The organism is Deltaproteobacteria bacterium (assembly GCA_016218975.1).
GTDB lineage: Bacteria > Desulfobacterota > Deferrimicrobia > Deferrimicrobiales > Deferrimicrobiaceae > JAENIX01.
In genome coordinates, this window is the sequence record JACRCO010000001.1 from 82,572 (window position 1) to 99,876 (window position 17,305).

Annotated in this window: 17 protein-coding genes; 16 read left to right on the forward strand and 1 reads right to left on the reverse strand. The window is 63.2% G+C overall.

Translation table 11 applies throughout. From position 1 onward, the window contains the following. Nucleotides 1-2 precede the first annotated feature (2 nt). Nucleotides 3-197 (reverse strand): hypothetical protein, encoded by a 195-nt coding sequence (locus tag HY896_00365; protein MBI5574797.1) that lies wholly within the window; start codon nucleotides 195-197, stop codon nucleotides 3-5. An 83-nt stretch (nucleotides 198-280) separates the two neighbouring features. Between HY896_00365 and HY896_00370 the strand changes: the two genes are divergently transcribed. The 16 genes from HY896_00370 to HY896_00445 all read left to right on the forward strand — a co-directional run bounded on the left by HY896_00370 (nucleotide 281) and on the right by HY896_00445 (nucleotide 17,035). Then, the gene (locus HY896_00370; GenBank protein ID MBI5574798.1) at nucleotides 281-1,246 is read left to right on the forward strand and encodes a GDP-mannose 4,6-dehydratase; all 966 of its coding nucleotides are present in this window, start codon (nucleotides 281-283) and stop codon (nucleotides 1,244-1,246) included. Between the two features lie 23 nt (nucleotides 1,247-1,269). Further along, nucleotides 1,270-2,391, forward strand: coding sequence for a fructose 1,6-bisphosphatase (locus HY896_00375; GenBank protein MBI5574799.1), 1,122 nt, complete (start codon nucleotides 1,270-1,272; stop codon nucleotides 2,389-2,391). A gap of 121 nt (nucleotides 2,392-2,512) precedes the next feature. Beyond that, complete coding sequence (locus HY896_00380; protein MBI5574800.1) at nucleotides 2,513-3,907, forward strand: glucose-6-phosphate isomerase; 1,395 nt, start codon at nucleotides 2,513-2,515, stop codon at nucleotides 3,905-3,907. A gap of 4 nt (nucleotides 3,908-3,911) precedes the next feature. Further along, nucleotides 3,912-5,639 (forward strand): DNA mismatch repair endonuclease MutL, encoded by a 1,728-nt coding sequence (mutL, locus tag HY896_00385; GenBank protein MBI5574801.1) that lies wholly within the window; start codon nucleotides 3,912-3,914, stop codon nucleotides 5,637-5,639. Between the two features lie 21 nt (nucleotides 5,640-5,660). Beyond that, the gene (gene miaA / locus HY896_00390; protein ID MBI5574802.1) at nucleotides 5,661-6,578 is read left to right on the forward strand and encodes a tRNA (adenosine(37)-N6)-dimethylallyltransferase MiaA; all 918 of its coding nucleotides are present in this window, start codon (nucleotides 5,661-5,663) and stop codon (nucleotides 6,576-6,578) included. A 50-nt stretch (nucleotides 6,579-6,628) separates the two neighbouring features. Beyond that, entirely contained in the window at nucleotides 6,629-7,603 is a 975-nt protein-coding gene (locus HY896_00395; protein MBI5574803.1) for an acetyl-CoA carboxylase carboxyltransferase subunit alpha, read from the forward strand. Continuing rightward, a complete protein-coding gene (pheA, locus tag HY896_00400; GenBank protein MBI5574804.1) occupies nucleotides 7,600-8,673 on the forward strand; it encodes a prephenate dehydratase in 1,074 nt (357 codons plus the stop codon). Before HY896_00395 ends, pheA begins: the two co-directional genes overlap by 4 nt. Nucleotides 8,674-8,742: 69 nt before the next feature. After that, nucleotides 8,743-9,765: a 3-deoxy-7-phosphoheptulonate synthase gene (gene aroF, locus HY896_00405; GenBank protein MBI5574805.1), complete on the forward strand. Its 1,023-nt coding sequence runs from the start codon at nucleotides 8,743-8,745 to the stop codon at nucleotides 9,763-9,765. Then, the gene (locus HY896_00410) at nucleotides 9,762-10,604 is read left to right on the forward strand and encodes a prephenate dehydrogenase (protein ID MBI5574806.1); all 843 of its coding nucleotides are present in this window, start codon (nucleotides 9,762-9,764) and stop codon (nucleotides 10,602-10,604) included. Before aroF ends, HY896_00410 begins: the two co-directional genes overlap by 4 nt. Nucleotides 10,605-10,611: 7 nt before the next feature. Then, entirely contained in the window at nucleotides 10,612-11,889 is a 1,278-nt protein-coding gene (gene aroA, locus HY896_00415; protein ID MBI5574807.1) for a 3-phosphoshikimate 1-carboxyvinyltransferase, read from the forward strand. Continuing rightward, nucleotides 11,886-12,569 carry a (d)CMP kinase gene (locus HY896_00420; GenBank protein ID MBI5574808.1) on the forward strand — a complete coding sequence of 228 codons (684 nt, stop codon included), beginning with the start codon at nucleotides 11,886-11,888 and terminating at the stop codon, nucleotides 12,567-12,569. The genes aroA and HY896_00420 overlap by 4 nt, the downstream gene beginning before the upstream one ends. Nucleotides 12,570-12,572: 3 nt before the next feature. Further along, nucleotides 12,573-13,469, forward strand: a complete 897-nt coding sequence (gene ispH, locus HY896_00425) for a 4-hydroxy-3-methylbut-2-enyl diphosphate reductase (GenBank protein MBI5574809.1) — start codon at nucleotides 12,573-12,575, stop codon at nucleotides 13,467-13,469. An 82-nt stretch (nucleotides 13,470-13,551) separates the two neighbouring features. After that, a complete protein-coding gene (locus tag HY896_00430) occupies nucleotides 13,552-15,306 on the forward strand; it encodes a 30S ribosomal protein S1 (GenBank protein MBI5574810.1) in 1,755 nt (584 codons plus the stop codon). A 13-nt stretch (nucleotides 15,307-15,319) separates the two neighbouring features. Then, complete coding sequence (gene sppA / locus HY896_00435) at nucleotides 15,320-16,222, forward strand: signal peptide peptidase SppA (protein MBI5574811.1); 903 nt, start codon at nucleotides 15,320-15,322, stop codon at nucleotides 16,220-16,222. A gap of 26 nt (nucleotides 16,223-16,248) precedes the next feature. Further along, nucleotides 16,249-16,527 carry an integration host factor subunit beta gene (locus tag HY896_00440; GenBank protein MBI5574812.1) on the forward strand — a complete coding sequence of 93 codons (279 nt, stop codon included), beginning with the start codon at nucleotides 16,249-16,251 and terminating at the stop codon, nucleotides 16,525-16,527. A 7-nt stretch (nucleotides 16,528-16,534) separates the two neighbouring features. Further along, nucleotides 16,535-17,035, forward strand: a complete 501-nt coding sequence (locus tag HY896_00445) for an HIT domain-containing protein (protein MBI5574813.1) — start codon at nucleotides 16,535-16,537, stop codon at nucleotides 17,033-17,035. Nucleotides 17,036-17,305: the final 270 nt, after the last annotated feature.

Below are 17,305 nucleotides of genomic sequence, written 5' to 3' on the forward strand. Positions count from 1 at the left end.
TATCAACCTCTCCCGCCGCGCTTCATCGGGCGCCTGTTCCCCGATGCCTCTCTTTCGAACTCCGGCAGTATCTTCCTGAAGAACGCGTTCCTGACAAGGGAGCCGATGATCTGCCAGTTGCTGATTTCGGGCTTTTCCACTGGCCCCGAGATGTCGGCCTTCGCCGCCGCGCTTCCTGCAAAATCGTACGGCCGCATAAGCGCGGTGATGTTGCGCCGCCCGGGACAAATAGTGTTAGTATTGTTCGTACCCCGATACCCCTCCCAAAAAGGAGGAATGGTTGTCGGATTCCGTTTTTTTCATAACAGGGGTGGCCGGGTTCATCGGCTCACACGTTGCCCTGGCTCTCTTGAGGCGCGGCGACCGCATCTTCGGACTGGACAACTTCGACCCCTTCTACGCCCGGGAGATCAAGGAGCGGAACCTTGCTTCGCTCACGGAGTACCCGGGTTTCAATTTTATCGAGGGAGACATCCGGGACGTCTCCGACCTGAAGCGCTGGGGGCAAGGCGAATCCCCCGATGCTCTGATCCACCTCGCCGCGAAGGCAGGCGTGCGGCCGTCGGTGGCGGATCCAGCGTCGTATACGGACGTAAACGTCATGGGCACCGTGCGCGTCCTGTCGTGGGCCAGGGAACGTTCCGTCCCGCGCGTCCTCTTCGCCTCCTCCTCGTCCGTGTACGGCGGGAACAGGAAAGTTCCCTTTTCCGAGGATGATTTCGTCGACCATCCCGTCAGTCCCTACGCGGCCACCAAGAAGGCGGGGGAGCTGCTTTGCCACACATGGTCCCACCTTTACGGGATGAACATCGCGGCGCTGCGGTTTTTCACGGTCTACGGACCGGGGCAGCGGCCGGAGATGGCGATCCACAAGTTCACCCGCAACCTGCTGTCCGGCAAGGAAATCGAAATCTACGGCGACGGGACCACGCGCAGGGATTACACGTACATAGACGACATCGTGGACGGCGTCCTCGGAGCGCTCAAAGCGCCCGCAGGGTACCGGGTCTACAACCTGGGAGAGTCGGCCACCATCTCGCTGTCCGACCTCGTTGCGAGGCTGGAGGAGGCCACCGGAGTCCGCGCGAAGCGGAAGGTCCTTCCTCTCCAGCCGGGAGACGTTCCGTTGACCCATGCCGACATATCGCGGGCCCGCGCGGAGATCGGGTACGAGCCGAAAACTCCCGTCGAGGCCGGGCTGAAAAAATTCGTCCGGTGGTACCGCAACACCATGATCACACCATAATCATCCAAAGGAAGGAGGCAGTGATGAAGATCACACTTTCCGTCATCAAGGCGGACATCGGATCCATCGGCGGGCACATCCGCCCGAGCTCGAAGCTCCTCGACGAGGTCCGCCGGAAGGTCGCCGAGCTCGGGAATGGACTGCTGATCGATACCTACATAGGTCACACGGGCGACGATATCGCGATCCTCATGACGCACACGCGCGGGAACCTGGATGAAAAGGTTCACAAGCTCGCCTGGGAAGCCTTCCTCGCGGGAACGGAGGTGGCGAAGGCGCAGGGGCTTTACGGCGCGGGGCAGGACCTGCTCAAGGACTCCTTCTCGGGGAACGTGAAGGGCATGGGCCCGGCGGTTGCGGAGATGACCTTCGAGGAGCGGCCCAACGAGCCGTTTCTCTTGTTCGCCGCGGACAAGACGGACCCGGGCGCCTATAATCTTCCCTGCTACATGGCGTTCGCGGATCCGATGCACAGCGCCGGCCTCATCCTCTCGCCGAAGGTCGGTATGGGATTCACCTTCCGGATCATGGACGTCGAACATACGGAGGGAGACAGGATCATAGACCTCAACGCCCCCGAGGACCTTTACGACATCGCCGCGCTGCTGCGCGACCAGGAGCGATTCGTCGTCGAATCCATCTACTCCCGGTCCACGGGAGACATCGCCGCGTCCGTGAGCACGACGCGCCTGCACAACATCGCGGGCAAGTACACAGGCAAGGACGATCCCGTGATGCTGGTGCGCGTACAGGGGAACTTCCCGGCCACGGGGGAAGTCATCTCCCCGTACACCATAGGCCACTTCGTGGCGGGATTCATGCGGGGGAGCCATCACGGCGCGCTGATGCCGGTGCCGCGGAACACGGGCACTTCATTCTTCGACGGCCCGCCGATCGTCTCCTGCCTCGCGTTCTGCACGAAGAACGGGAAGCTCACGGAGCCTGCCGACGCGTTCGACCATCCGTATTGGGAGTACGTGCGCACGAAGGTGTCGGCGAAGTCCGAGGACCTGCGGCGTCAAGGCTTCTTCGGGCCGGCGATGCTCCCGTACAGCGAACTCGAGTACGGCGGTATCGTGGACAGGCTGAAGAAGATGGATGCGCGTTTCCGCATCGCGTCCGGGAAGGAAGAAGTCAAGACCTGAAGCCGACAAGGGACCGGCCGAGTCTTTGACTTCGCCGGTCCCTTTGTTTTTGCCGCAAAGGATGGCGGCATGTCGCGGAGGCCATGGACAGCCGGGAGCGACGGCCCGACCGGGAGGGATTTTGGGAAACACGCTCGACCTTCGATTCGACTTTTCCCTTGTGCTCGAAAAGAACCTGAGGAGCGGTGAGGGCCTTACCGCCGCGCAGCTGCGAACGGCCCTGCGGCGCGCGGAGAAGGCCGCCCTTGGGGCGGCGCGCCGGCATGCCGCCGGAGAGATCGGTTTCCCCGACCTTCCGTTCGGCGTTTCGGAGGCCCGGAGCATTTCACGCGATGCGGCGAATCTGCGGAAGCGCTTCACGCACATGCTGGTGCTCGGCATAGGCGGCTCCGCCCTGGGAACGAAGGCCGTCCTTGAAGGAATCGGGGGAGAGGAGAGACGGAAAGGCCTCTCCGTAACAGTCGCGGACAACGTCGATCCGGATTCGTTCTTTCCGATACTGCGCTCCCTTCCGATGAAGAGGACGGTCGTCGTCGCCATCAGCAAGTCGGGTGGGACCGCCGAGACGAACGCGCAGCTTTCCCTCGCGATCGACGCGCTCAAGAAAGCGAACGGAGGCTCCTGGAAGGAGCGCCTCATCCTCGTGACCGATCCGGAAAAGGGGATCTTTCGCCGGATGGCGGCGGAAGAAGGCATAAAGGCCTATCCGGTTCCCCCGAACGTCGGGGGCAGGTTTTCCGTGCTGTCGCCGGTCGGCCTCCTGCCGATCGCGGCGGCGGGGGTGTCCGTGGAGAGGCTGCTCGACGGAGCGCGGTTCATGGAGGAAACTTTCAGGGGCAGGTCTCCCGAGGACAACCCGGTCCTGTTCGCCTCGGCGGTGTACGCGCATTACATGATCAGCGATCTCAAGCCGGTTCATGTATGGATGACTTACGGCAAGGGGCTCGAACGGGTGGCGGAGTGGTGGCAGCAGCTCTGGGGGGAAAGCCTCGGGAAGACGAGGAAGGACGGGAAGGCGGTCGGCCAGACGCCCGCGCGGGCGGTGGGCGTTACGGACCAGCACTCGCAGGTCCAGCTCTACCAGGACGGCCCCGCCGACAAGATCTACACCTTCGTACGCTGGAGGGAGGGAAAGGAAAAAGGAATCGTTCCGCGGGCGGGATTCGCGCCCGACATGTCGATGCTCGGGGGCAGGCCCCTCCGGGACCTGTTCGATGCGGAATTCGATGGCACCGTCGGCGCGCTCTGGAGCGCGGGCAGGCCGATCGTGCGTATCGATATCGGCGCGCGGGACGAGGCGCACATCGGCGCATACCTTCACTTCTGGGAATGGGTTACGGCGGTCGTCGGGGAATGCGCCGGAATCGACCCGTTCGACCAGCCGGGAGTCGAGGAGGGCAAGAAGATCACGCGCGCGCTGATGGGGGAGAAAGCCTCATCGTCGCGGCGCAAGGAATTTCTCGGGAAGATGAAAGGGCGGGCGCCCGCCGCGATCCGCGTTCGCACGGACGGGTAGTTTCGTGGCGGGACGAATACAAATCCTTTCCGACACGGTCGTCAACCAGATCGCCGCCGGCGAGGTCGTGGAACGTCCCGCATCCGTGCTCAAGGAACTTCTCGAGAACGCCGTGGACGCCGTTGCCTCGCGTATAGAGGCGGAGGTCTCCGGGGCATTTCCCTTCACGCTGCGGGTATCCGACAACGGGACGGGCATGACCCAGGACGAGCTCGAAATCGCCGTCCGCCGTCACAGCACGAGCAAGATCCGGTCGGCCGAAGATCTCCAGAAAATTTCCACTTACGGCTTCCGCGGGGAAGCGCTCCCTTCCATAGGCTCGGTCTCGAATCTGCGGATAGTGACCCGCCCCGCCTCGCGGACCCTGGGCGCGGAAATCGCAGTGGCGGGCGGAGAGATCAAGACGCTCCGGCAGGCGGGGACTCCGGCGGGGACCACCGTGGAAGTGTCCGATCTTTTCGGCAACGTTCCTGCAAGGAGGAAGTTCCTCAAAACCCCTCGCACCGAGATGCTTCACCTGTGGGAGGTATTCCACATGGTGGCCCTTCCGCGCGAGGGGATCGCGTTCCGGATGTACGACGGCAGAAGCGCCGTCTCCTACGAGGCGGCGGAGACCCGCCTGGCCCGGGCGATCAGGTATGCGGGAGACGACGGGAAATATCTCGTCCCTCTGCATCTTTCCTCTCCCTTCTTCCGCGTGTCGGGGTGGGCGGGGCTTCCCCATCTGTCACGTTTCGGTGCAACCGGCATGTCTTTCTTCGTCAACGGACGCCATTTCCGCGATAGGGCGGTCTTCGCCGCAGTCAAGGAGGCGTACAGGGGGATCCTTCCCGCCGACAGGTATCCGGTCGCATTCGTATTCATCGAGTGCGATCCCATGGAAGTCGACGTAAACGTCCATCCCTCGAAGACCGAGGCGAGGTTCCGTTACGCAAGGGAGCTCTCAGAGCTTCTGCGACACGCGATCGGCGGCGCGGTGGGGGAGCCTCCCGCCCTGTCGATCCCCCCGAGGCCCGCCGTGCAGCCGGAAGGCGAACGGATTCCCGTATCGTCTCCGCCGGCCGGAGTCGGGGAAAACGGCCGGCTCTTCGCGGGCGCACCGGAATTTCCCGCGGCGGCGGGGCTCGGGCAGACCGAGCCGGGAGCGGGCTTCTTCTCCTCCCTCAAGCCCGTCGCGCAGATCCTCGGAACATACATCGTCTGCGAAAAGACTGGAGAGGTCGTGATCATAGATCAGCATGCCGCGGACGAAAGGATCGTCTATTCCCGGCTGAAGGACCTTCTCCTCGGAAGCGGAGCCGCCGCACAGCGATGGCTTGTCCCGCAGCTGGTCACGTTGCCCGGCGCGGCTATGAGCGAGCGGGCCGAAGTGGAGAGCTTCCTCTCACGCACGGGATTTCTCTTCGAGCCTGCGGGAAGGGACAGGTACAAGCTTTCGGGCGGTCCGGCGATCCTCGGGCATTTCGACGTGAAGCGGTGGTGGAAGGATTTCTGCGAATTCCTGACAGCACAGGAGACCGCGCCGAAGGGTATCTTCGACGCGGACCGGGAATTGTGGCGGATAGCGTGCCATGCGTCGGTGCGCTCGGGGGACATCCTGGAAAAGGAAGGCATGCGCGCACTGCTGAACGAGCTCGACCATGCCGTCGGCGCCCATAGCTGCCCGCACGGCCGCCCGGTGTGGGTGAGAATATCCGGCGCCGAACTGGGGCGGATGTTCGGGCGGACCTGAAAGCGGCCGGATCGCGACAAGATGGAGGAAAACCGCCTTCTGGCGTTGTCCGGGCCGACCGCCGCGGGAAAGACCGCGCTCGCCCTCTCCCTCGCCCGCATCTATCCGCTGGAAATAGTGAACGCCGACTCCCTCCAGGTATATCGGGGAATGGACATCGGCACCGCCAAGCCGGACGCCGGGGAAAGGAACGAAGTTCCCCACCACCTTATCGACGTCGCGAACCCCGACGAGGAGTTCAACGCCGGCCGGTTCGTGGCCGAGGCGGAGATCGTCATACGCGGTATCAGGCAGCGGGGAAAGTTTCCGCTGGTGGCGGGGGGGACCGGGATGTATATCCGGGCGCTGCTGCGCGGGCTCGATCCGCTTCCTTCCGATCCGCGGATCCGTGCGGGGCTCGCGCGCCGGTGGAAAGAGGAGGGCGGCGCAGTCCTGTTCGGGGAACTCGGGAAGATCGATCCGGCTTCCGCGGCGGCGATCCATCCCTCCGACCGGATCCGTGTCTTGCGTGCGCTGGAGGTGGCCGCAGTCGCCGGGGTTCCTGCAAGCGGCCTTAAAGGCCGGTGGAGCAACGTGGAAAGGAAATTCCGAATCCTGTTCATTTCGCTTTCCATGGAGCGTGAAAAACTGTACTGTCGCATCGAAGAACGCGTGGAGAAGATGTTCCGTGACGGGCTGGTGGAAGAGGTGCGCGGGCTATTGGCGGCGGGATACGGGGCGGACCTCAAACCCATGAAGTCGCTGGGGTATCGTCATGTCATATCGCATCTTTCCGGCGCCGTTTCCCTTTCGGGGGCGGTCGCGGAAATAAAGCGGGACACGCGGCGTTACGCGAAGCGCCAATCTACCTGGCTCTCCCGGGAGCCCGACGCGGTGCGGATCGACGCGGAAAACGCGGCGGAAACGGCTGCCGCATTGGCCGGAAAGTTCTTGAGTTGACCCGTAGATTGCCGTAAATTAAGAAATTACCCTCGTAATAAGGAGCGCGGATGATCCTTCAGTATCTGGATTTCGAAAAGCCGATCATCGACCTTGAGAACCGCCTCGAGCAGCTACGGCGTGTGGACGACGGGACGGACAAGAACCTCCGGGAAGAAATCGTCAAGCTGGATAAAAAGATCGGCAAGATCCGCAAGGAGATATTCTCGAACCTGACGCGCTGGCAGATCACACAGCTTGCCCGCCATCCGAATCGGCCATATATGCTCGATTACATAAACCTTTGCTTTAAGAATTTCCTCGAGATCCACGGCGATCGGGCGTTCAAGGACGACCCCCCGGTCGTCTGCGGCTTCGCGGAGCTGGACGGCGAAAAGGTCCTCATCATCGGGCAGCAGAAAGGCCGGAACACGACCGAAAAAATCCGCAGGAATTTCGGCATGGCGAACCCGGAAGGGTACCGCAAGGCGCTGCGCGTGATGAAGCTCGCGGAGAAGTTCCGTCTTCCGGTCATCACGTTCGTCGACACCCCCGGCGCGTTTCCGGGCATCGGCGCGGAGGAGCGGGGACAGTCCGAGGCGATCGCAAGGAACCTGCTTGAGATGGCGCGTCTGGAGACCCCGATCCTCGTCGTCGTCGTCGGAGAGGGAGGCAGCGGCGGGGCGCTTGCGCTGGGAGTCGGCGACACTATACTTATGATGGAGTACGCCGTCTACTCGGTCATCTCGCCTGAAGGCTGCGCTTCGATCCTCTGGCGGGACACCGCGCGTGCGGAGACCGCGGCGGAAATGATGAAGATCACCGCCGTAGACCTCAAGAAGTTCGACGTAGTGGACCGGATCATCCCCGAGCCTCTCGGGGGAGCCCACAGGGACCACAAGGCGGCCGCCGACGCGGTCCGGGTCGCCATGGTCGAGTCCGTCGCCGCCCTAAAGCCCCTCTCCGTGCGGGAGCTGCTCGACCGCCGGTACGCGAAGTTCCGCGACATCGGCGTTATCCGCAGGAAGACGGGGAGCAACGGGTGACGGCGCACCGGCTGAAGGAACTGCGCGTCGAAATCGACCGGCTGGACGACATGATCCTCGACCTGCTGAACCGCAGGGCGAAGGCGGTGATCGAGGTCGGGAAGATCAAGTCGGACGAGAACCTCCAGTTCTACGTCCCGGAGCGGGAGGTCGAGATCCTGCGGCGCCTCACGGCCGCGAACCCCGGCCCCTTCCCCAACGACGCGCTCAAGGCGATTTACCGGGAAGTCATCTCGGCCTCCCACGCGCTGGAGAAGCCGCTCTCCGTGGCTTTCCTCGGCCCCCGCGCGACTTTCACGCACCTTGCGTGCCTGAAGCATTTCGGCGAGAGCGCCGACTACGTCCCGCAGATCAACGTTTCGGAGGTCTTCCAGGCGGTTGAGCGCAGCGTGGCGGACTTCGGCGTCGTCCCGATCGAGAACTCCAGCGAAGGGATCGTGAGCAACACGCTGGACATGTTCGTCGCGCACAACCTTATCATCTGCGGCGAGATCATGGTCGAGGTGTCCCATGACCTGCTCTCCGTAACGGGAGACCCGGAGCACATCAGGAAAATCTACTCGCATCCGCACGCGATCGCCCAGTGCAGGGGGTGGCTGGAGAAGAACCTGCGGGCAACGCCCGTTTTCGACGTGGAGAGCACGGCGCGCGCCGCGGAGCTGGCGGCGGACGATCCGTCCGCTGCTGCGATCGCCGGGGAGGCGGCCGCCAAGATCTACGGGCTCAAGAGCATCCGGAAACGGATCCAGGACAATACGAACAACTTCACGCGGTTCATCATCCTCGGGAAGATCGCGCCGAACCGGACCGGAAACGACAAGACCTCGATCGTGTTCGCGGCCAGGGACGAAGTGGGGGCGCTCCACCTCATGCTGGAGCCCTTCGCGAAGTACCAGGTCAATCTCACCAAGATCGAATCCCGGCCGGTAAAGACGAAGGCCTGGGAGTACCTCTTCTTCCTCGACATGGAGGGGCACATCTCGTCCGACCCGGTAGCGAATGCCGTGGACGAGCTCCGGATGCGGGCCCAATTTCTGAAAATCCTCGGATCCTATCCCCGCGCCATCTGACGCCGGTGCCGCGGCGCCGGATACCGGTTTGCAGGCGGGGGAGGCGGGAGAGGAAGGAAGGAAATAGATATGATCATCGTGTTGAAAGCGGGATCGACCGACGGGGAAATACTGCTTGTCGAGGAGAAGATCAAGTCCCACGGGCTCTCCGCCCACATCTCGAGAGGGACGGAGCGGACGATCATCGGGGCGATCGGAGACGAGCGCCACCTCGACCCCGAGGCGTTCGAGGGGCTGGAATGCGTCGAGAAGGTCCTTCGTATCCTCAAGCCCTACAAGCTGGTCAGCCGTGATTTCCGGAAAGAGGACACCGTCATCACCGTGCGGGGGAAGAAGATAGGCGGCGGAAGCGTCGCGCTCTTCGCGGGCCCCTGCTCGGTGGAGAACCGGGAAATGATGATCGGGATCGGCGGGTCCGTGGCGGCGGCGGGCGCATCGTTCCTGCGCGGAGGAGCGTTCAAGCCCCGCACTTCACCATACGCATTCCAGGGGCTGGGGGAGGAAGGCCTGCGTTACCTGGCCGAGGCGCGCGATGCGACGGGGCTGCCTGTCGCCACCGAGCTCATGGACCCGCGCGACATAGACCTCGTCGCCAGGTACGCGGACGTGATCCAGATCGGCGCCCGCAACATGCAGAATTTCCGGCTGCTGACCGAGGTGGGAAAGCTGAACATGCCGGTTATCCTCAAAAGGGGGCTTTCCGCCACGATCGTGGAATGGCTGATGTCCGCCGAGTACATAGCCTCGGAGGGGAACCAGCAGATAATCCTCTGCGAGCGCGGGATACGCACCTACGAGCAGGCCACCCGCAACACGTTCGACGTTTCCGCCATTCCGATCGTGAAGGGGCTTTCTCATCTTCCCGTGATAGCGGACCCCAGTCACGCGGCCGGGAAGGTGGGCCTCGTGGAGCCGCTCGCCGCCGCGGCCATCGCCGCCGGCACGGACGGCGTCATGGTGGAGGTTCACAACAGGCCGGAGGCGGCGCTTTCCGACGGCCCGCAATCGCTCAAGCCCGAAGCGTTTCACGCGATGGTCTCCCGGCTGAACAGGATCGCATCCGCCGTCGGGAAAACGTTGGGGTGCGCATGAGCAGGGAACGGGTCGGAATCCTCGGGCTGGGGTTGATCGGAGGGTCGCTGGCCCTTTCCCTGAAGGGGAAGCGCGGCGCTTTCGAAGTATGGGGGTGCGATCGCAACAGGAAGCACGTCCGGCTGGCGCTTGCCGACCGCGCAGTCGCGCGAGGATGCACGGAGAAGGAAATCGCGGATTGCGACATCGTGGTCGTCTGCGTCCCCGTGCTCAGTTCCCTGGATATCTTTAAGCGGCTTGGCCGCGGGATGCGCCCGGGGACGATCCTGACGGATGCCGGCAGCGCAAAAGCGGCGGTGGTCCGCGCGGGGCATAAGGCGGTGCGGGCGGGCGTGGAGTTCGTGGGAGGGCACCCGATCGCCGGGACGGAAAATTCGGGATATCAGTCCGCCGACGCCTCGCTTTTCAGGAACAAGACCTTCATACTCACTCCGACCGAAGCGAACACACAGGAATCGCTCCGACGGGTGGAGCGGCTGTGGGAAACGGCCGGCGCGCGGGTCCTGCGGATGGACCCGGCCCTGCACGACCACGTGTTCGCCTACGTGTCCCACCTTCCGCACGCCGTCGCCTACGCTCTCGTGCACTCGGTGGCAACGCTGGATTCGAAGGTCCCGCTGGGATACTCGGCCGGGGGGTTCAGGGATTTCACGCGGATCGCCTCAAGCAACCCGGAGATGTGGAAGGACATCGTGCTTCAGAACCGTAAAGAGGTCCTCTCCGCGGTGGGACACTATCGCAGGAACCTCTCGCTGCTCACGGAGCTGATTCGCCGCAGGGACGAGGCCGGCCTTCTCGCGTATTTCCGCAAGTCGAAAAAAACCAGGGACGGGATGTGAACCGGGCATGAAAAACAGGGTCAGGATCTCGGGATCCATAAGGATCCCGGGGGACAAGTCGATCAGCCATCGGGCGGCGATGCTGTCCGCGCTGGCGGACGGGGAGAGCCGAATCCGGGGTTTTCTCCACGCCGGGGACACTTACTCCACGGTGGGGATGATGCGCGCGCTCGGCGCTTCGGTCATCCAGGATTCCGATAACGAAATCGTGGTCGGGGGATGCGGGCTGCGGGGGCTTTCCGAACCGGATGACGTGATCGACGCCGGCAATTCGGGGACGACGATGAGGATCGGCGCGGGGATACTCGCGGCCCAGCCCTTCATGACGGTCGTGACGGGTGACCGGTACCTGCGCCGCCGGCCGATGAAGCGTATCGTGGAGCCGCTGGCCCGCATGGGTGCGGCGATTTCCGGGCGAAAGGGAAACACGCTCCCGCCGCTCTGCATCCGCGGCGGAAATCTTGCCGGGATCAGGTACGAGATGCCCGTGGCCTCCGCCCAGGTCAAGTCGTCGCTGCTCTTCGCGGGTCTGTTCGCCGACGGGCCCACGACCGTGGTCGAGCCCCTGCCTTCGCGGGACCACACCGAGAGGATGCTTTCCGCCATGGGCGCGAAGGTGACCCGGGACGGGAACGAGGTCACGGTCCACCCGGCGGAACGCCTCGATCCGCTCTCCATCGCCGTCCCGGGGGATATCTCCTCGGCGGCGTTTTTCATAGTTCTCGCGGCTTCGGTCCCCGGTGCGACCCTGCGCCTCGAGGGGATCGGCGTGAACCCGCTGCGGACGGGCCTGGTCAACGTGCTCAGAAGGATGGGCGCGGAGGTCCAGCTCGAATCGCTCCGCCAGGAGGGCATGGAGCCGGTGGCCGACATCGAGGTCCAGGGGCTGGAGCTGGCCTCCACGGAAGTCTCTCCCGCGGAGATCCCCGGGATGATCGACGAAGTCCCCGCTCTGTGCGTGGCGGCGGCCCTTGCGGTCGGCCGTACCGACATCCGCGGGGCGGGGGAGCTGCGCGTAAAGGAATCCGACAGGATCGGCGCGATGGTGTCCGCCCTCGCGTCGCTTGGCGTGCGATGCGGCGAGTATCCCGACGGGTTGTGGATCGAGGGCCCTTCCGCCATCGTCCCCGGGGCGCGTTGCGACAGCCTGGGAGACCACAGGATCGCGATGTCCCTCGAAATCCTCGCCGCCGCCTCCGGCGTCCCCATCGAAGTCGCCGACACGGCGTGCATCGACACTTCCTTCCCGACCTTCCGCTCTCTTCTTTCGAGGATCGTTTCTTGAGGGAAAAGCCCATCGTGACGATAGACGGTCCTTCGGGGGCGGGAAAGACGACGGTCTCCCGTCTCCTCGCGGAACGCGCATCCCTGACCCGGCTGGATACCGGGGCGATGTACCGGGCGTGCGCTCTCGCTGCCCTCAAAAGCGGGATCCCCTGGTCGGACGGAGAGCGCCTGGGCCGTCTGTGCGCGGAGATGGACCTCGATTTCCGGAAGGGGGACGGCGGAGATCTACGGCTGTTCCTGTCGGACGAGGACGTAAGCGAAGCCATCCGTACGCCCGGGATCAGCATGGGCGCCTCGGAGGTTTCGGCCCACAGGCCGGTCCGGGAGGCGATGGTTTCGCTGCAGCGGAAACTGGGCGAGGCGGGCGGCACCGTGCTCGAAGGCCGCGACACGGGGACGGTCGTGTTTCCCGACGCCGAGGCGAAGTTTTTCCTGGACGCCGTCGCTGCGGTCAGGGCGAGGCGGCGGTTCCTGGAATGGGGCAAGGAAGCGCGGAAACCCTTCGAAGAGGTGCTCCGGGAGGTGCTGCAGCGGGATGTCCAGGACAGCACGCGGGAACATTCCCCGCTGAGAATGGCCCGGGACGCGGTGTATATCGACACCACCACGCTCACCGCGGACGAAGTGGTTACGGAGATGCTCAGGCATATCCCCGGCGAGCCGGGGAAAGGGAAATAAGCCTTGAAACGGATCCTGATCGCGCGCAGCGCGGGTTTCTGCTTCGGAGTCAAGCGCGCCATTTCCATCGCAAACGAGACGGCGGGAAAGGCGTCGGACAAGGCTCCGGAAGAGGGCGGCCTGCCCATCCGTTCTCTCGGCCCCCTTATCCACAACCCGCAGGCGGTGGAGGAGCTCGAAAAGAAAGGGGTGCACGTCGTCGAATCGGTGGACGACATTCCTTGCGGAAAGGTCATCGTCCGCTCGCACGGCATCACCCGGCGCGACGGCGAGGCGCTGGCGGCCAAGGGGGTCAGGATCATCGACGCCACATGTCCCTTCGTGAAGAAGGCGCAGGAGCACGCGCGGTCGTTGAGCCGGGAGGGGTACGCGGTGATAGTGGTGGGTGACGCAAACCATCCCGAGGTGAAAAGCATCATCAGTTATATAGGTACCGGCGTGCCCATCCTCACTTCCCTGGAAGACCTGTGGGAAGCGGCGGGAATCCGCAAGGCGGGGATCGTCGCGCAGACTACCCAGTCGTTCGAGAACCTGATGGAGTTCGTATCAGTGGCGCTGAAGACCATTCCGGAGGTCAGGGTATACAACACGATCTGTCACGCCACCGTCCTCCGCCAGAAGGAGACCATGGCCGTGGCCCGCGAGGCCGACGTCATGGTGGTTCTGGGCGGGTACAACAGCGCAAACACCCGTCGCCTGGCCGAAATCTGCAGCGATTTGAACCCCCGGACGCGCCACATAGAGACCGCCGCGGAACTCTCCCCCGAGGCGCTGGCGGGAGTGGAATGCGTGGGGGTGACGGCCGGGGCCTCCACCCCCGAATGGATCATCGAGGAACTGGTTGAAAGGATCCGCACTATATGGAAAGAAGAAAAAATTCAAGTTTCCTATTATCAGTGATAACATACATAATTTCAGAAGCATTGCATGTTGGACGGATACTTCATTCCGGGGTGCACTGACCTTTCGGCGAGGAGCAGCCATGGAAAACAAATCGAACAGACCGGACCGGTCCGTGGGAGCGGATGAGGGGGGACAGGCCGGCCCGATCGCAACCGGCAGGAACGAAGACGATTTCGCGAAACTGTACGAGGAAAGCATCGAGGTCCCCGAGGAAGGCCAGATCATCCACGGCGTGGTGATCAAGGTCCTCAAGGAATACGTCGCGGTCGACATCAACCGCAAGTCGGAAGGGATGCTTCCCCTCGAAGAGCTTCCGCCGGAAGAAGCCGCCGCGCTGGTCCCGGGCAAACGCATCGACATAATGGTGGAACGTTACGACTCCGAACAGGGGTTCGTGCTCCTTTCACGTTCCAAGGTCCTCAAGATCCGCGTGTGGGACGACCTCCAGAAGGCTTTCGACGAGGGGACCGCGGTACCCGGTTCCATAGTGGCCAAAGTGAAGGGCGGATTCACGGTGGAAATAGGCGTCAAGGCCTTCCTTCCCGGCAGCCAGGTGGACATCCGGCCGGTGCGCGACAACGATTCCGTGGTGGGACTTGCGGGGAAATTCAAGATCCTCAAGTTCTCCCGGAAGAAGGCGAACGTCGTCGTGTCCCGCCGTGCGGCGCTTGAAGAGGAGCGCGAGTCCCAGAAAAAAGGGATCCTGGAGAAGATCCAGGAAGGCGACACCGTGGAGGCGAGGGTCAAGAACATAACCGACTACGGCGTATTCATGGACCTGGGCGGGCTCGACGGGCTGATGCACATAACCGACATGAGCTACGGCAAGGTGACGCACCCCTCCGACATCTGCAAGGTCGGCGAACCGCTCAAGGTCAAGGTCATCCGGTTCGACAGGGAGAAGGGAAGGATTTCCCTCGGGCTGAAACAGATGAAGTCCGATCCGTGGCTCGACATCGAAACCCGGTACGCGGCAGGCGGGCGCGCCAGGGGAAGGGTCACCAACATCACGAAATACGGCGCCTTCATCGAGCTCGAGGAAGGGGTCGAAGGCCTTCTGCACGTCTCCGAAATGTCCTGGAGCAAGAAACTGAGGGACCCCTCCGAGATCCTCAAAGCCGGCGATACGGTCGACGTAGTCATCCTCCGGGTGGAGAAGGAGCACAAGAAGATCTCCCTCGGCCTGAAGCAGCTCCTTGTCAATCCGTGGGACGAGCTGCGCGCGAAGCACCCCGAGGGGTCCACGGTGGAAGGGGTGGTGAAGAACATAACGGACTTCGGCGTTTTCGTCGACGTCGGCAGCGAGATCGACGGGCTGGTGCACGTATCGGACATTTCCTGGAACCAGCGCGTGAAACACCCCTCGGAAATGTTCAAGAAGGGGGACCGGGTGCAGGCCCGCGTCCTCAAGATCGATCCCGAGTCCCAGAAATTTTCCCTGAGCATAAAGCACCTCACGCTGGACCCCTGGACGGGAATCGAGGCGCGTTTCCGGAAGGGCGACGTCGTGAACGGAAAGGCGACCCGCGTGGCGGATTTCGGCGTGTTCGTCGAGCTGGCCGACGGCGTCGAGGGGCTCGTGCACATATCGGAGCTGTCGCGCGAGAAGGTGGAAAGTCCGGGTTCCCTTTTCAAACCGGGAGACGAGATCGGAGCGGTCGTGCTGTCGGTGGACCGGGCCAACAAAAAGATCTCCCTCTCCATCCGCTCCTACCATGATGATCTGGATCGGAAAAACATGGAATCGTACATGTCCCGGTCTTCCGAGCCGTCCGACAATCTGACGGTGCTGGGCGAAGCGCTACGAGCGAAGCTGAAGATCAACAGCGAGTGAAGCAAGGCGCCGCATGACGACAGATTCGCCCCTTCCGGCCCCGCGGAGCCGCCGCCCGTTCCTTCGCGGCTGCGCGATCGTTGCCCTGGTGTTCGCCGCGTTCTTCATCCTCATCGGAGTCGTTTCACGCATGGACGACATGTCCCTGAAAACAGGGGACAAAGTCGCGGTCCTTCCGGTAACGGGCCTGATCGCCGACTCCGAGGCGACGATAGAACAGCTCAAGAAATTCGCCAGGGACGATTCCGTGAAGGCGATCGTCATACGCATAAATTCCCCGGGGGGCGGGGTCGGACCGTCCCAGGAAATCCATGAGGAGGTCAAGAAGCTCCAGGGCAAGAAGATCGTCGTCGCCTCGATGGGGGCTCTCGCGGCTTCCGGCGGATACTACATCGCCTGCGCGTCGCAGAAGATCTACGCGAATCCCGGTACGATAACCGGCTCCATCGGGGTTATCATGTCGTTCGTGAGCGTCAAGGACCTGATCGGAAAGATCGGCGTCAAGGGGATGGTGGTGAAGAGCGGGGAATTCAAGGACCTGGGGTCCCCCGTGCGCGACATGAAGCCCGAGGAACGGAAGCTTCTCAAGGAGGTGGTGGACAACGTCCACCTCCAGTTCGTGGACGCCGTGGCGGAAGGAAGGAAGCTTGACAAGAGCAAGGTGTTGAAGATCGCCGACGGGCGGATCTTCTCGGGGGAGCAGGCCAAGGCGCTGGGCCTGATCGATGCGCTCGGAAACCTGGAAGACGCCGTGGCGGAAGCGGGGAAGATGGCGAATATCGAGGGAGAGCCCCGCGTGGTGACGCCGCCGAAAAAAAAGATCTCCATCCTGGAATTGCTAAAGGAAGAGGCGAAAAGTATAATCGGGGATAAATTGACCGAGTATCGAATCCGCCTCGATTACCTCGCACAATAAAATAATCCCGTGGAGGGAATGAAAGCATGACGAAGAGCGATCTCGTTCAGAAGCTGTCGGAGCAGGTCACGACTTTGACGAAGAAGGAGTGCGAGGTCATAGTCGACACGGTCTTCCTTCAGATGAAGGACGCGCTGCAGAAGGGGGAGAAGATCGAGATCCGCGGGTTCGGCAGCTTCACCGTCCGCGTCCGCCGCGCCAAGGAGGGACGCAACCCCAAGACCGGCGAGAAGGTGTCCATCCCCGAAAAACGGATTCCCTTCTTCAAGGTAGGCAAGGAACTCCGGGAACTGGTCAATACCTGACGGCCTGATGGAGCGCATGTTCTCCCCCTGGCGGATGGAGTACCTCCGCGGGGGAAATTCCGGCGGTGCGGGAAGCCGGTGCATTTTCTGCGCCGGGGAGGCCGACCGGAGCGATCCGGAAGCGCTGATCCTGGGGATCTATCCGCGCACCCTCGCGATCTGCAACCGCTATCCCTACAACAACGGTCACATACTTCTCGCTCCGCGGCGGCACGTCGCGGAGCTTTCCCTTCTCTCGAAGGAGGAGCTCGCGGAGCTGATGTCCCTCACGGCGCTTGCGTCGAAAGCGCTCGAGGACGAATATTCCCCGGAAGGGTTCAACGTCGGGATGAACCTGGGGAAGACTGCCGGGGCGGGGATCGCGGACCATCTGCACATGCACATCGTTCCCAGGTGGGGAGGGGACACGAATTTCATGACCGCAGCCCTGACGACGCGGGTCCTGCCCGAATCCCTGACGGAAACCCACGCGCGCCTCACTCCAAGGTTCGAGCCGCTTCGACCTTAAAGCTACATTCCATGATGAATGTCAGACCGGATAACGTACGTGCGTTGTGCAGGGACGCCGGAGAACGGACTCTGCCGCGGGCGAGCCGCCGAGACGGGGTGCCCCTCGCGGGGGCGTATAGCGACGAAGCGGGAGCCAGGGAGGGCGGAGCGAGAAGCTATCGAGCCGCAGCCCGGCCATGGATGGCCGGGCAAGGCGTCCCCCGCGAGGGGTACCCCGCGAGGCGTGTCGAGCCTGCGGGGAAACGTCCGACTTCGGTCGGGCACATGC

What these genes read in the sequence shown, in the direction of transcription:
- HY896_00365 (MBI5574797.1), bottom strand. Translation starts at nt 197, where the DNA reads ATGCGGCCGTACGATTTTGCAGGAAGCGCGGCGGCGAAGGCCGACATC.
- HY896_00375 (MBI5574799.1), top strand. Translation starts at nt 1,270, where the DNA reads ATGAAGATCACACTTTCCGTCATCAAGGCGGACATCGGATCCATCGGC.
- miaA (MBI5574802.1), top strand. Translation starts at nt 5,661, where the DNA reads ATGGAGGAAAACCGCCTTCTGGCGTTGTCCGGGCCGACCGCCGCGGGA.
- HY896_00395 (MBI5574803.1), top strand. Translation starts at nt 6,629, where the DNA reads ATGATCCTTCAGTATCTGGATTTCGAAAAGCCGATCATCGACCTTGAG.
- aroF (MBI5574805.1), top strand. Translation starts at nt 8,743, where the DNA reads ATGATCATCGTGTTGAAAGCGGGATCGACCGACGGGGAAATACTGCTT.
- HY896_00410 (MBI5574806.1), top strand. Translation starts at nt 9,762, where the DNA reads ATGAGCAGGGAACGGGTCGGAATCCTCGGGCTGGGGTTGATCGGAGGG.
- aroA (MBI5574807.1), top strand. Translation starts at nt 10,612, where the DNA reads ATGAAAAACAGGGTCAGGATCTCGGGATCCATAAGGATCCCGGGGGAC.
- HY896_00430 (MBI5574810.1), top strand. Translation starts at nt 13,552, where the DNA reads ATGGAAAACAAATCGAACAGACCGGACCGGTCCGTGGGAGCGGATGAG.
- sppA (MBI5574811.1), top strand. Translation starts at nt 15,320, where the DNA reads ATGACGACAGATTCGCCCCTTCCGGCCCCGCGGAGCCGCCGCCCGTTC.
- HY896_00440 (MBI5574812.1), top strand. Translation starts at nt 16,249, where the DNA reads ATGACGAAGAGCGATCTCGTTCAGAAGCTGTCGGAGCAGGTCACGACT.
- HY896_00445 (MBI5574813.1), top strand. Translation starts at nt 16,535, where the DNA reads ATGGAGCGCATGTTCTCCCCCTGGCGGATGGAGTACCTCCGCGGGGGA.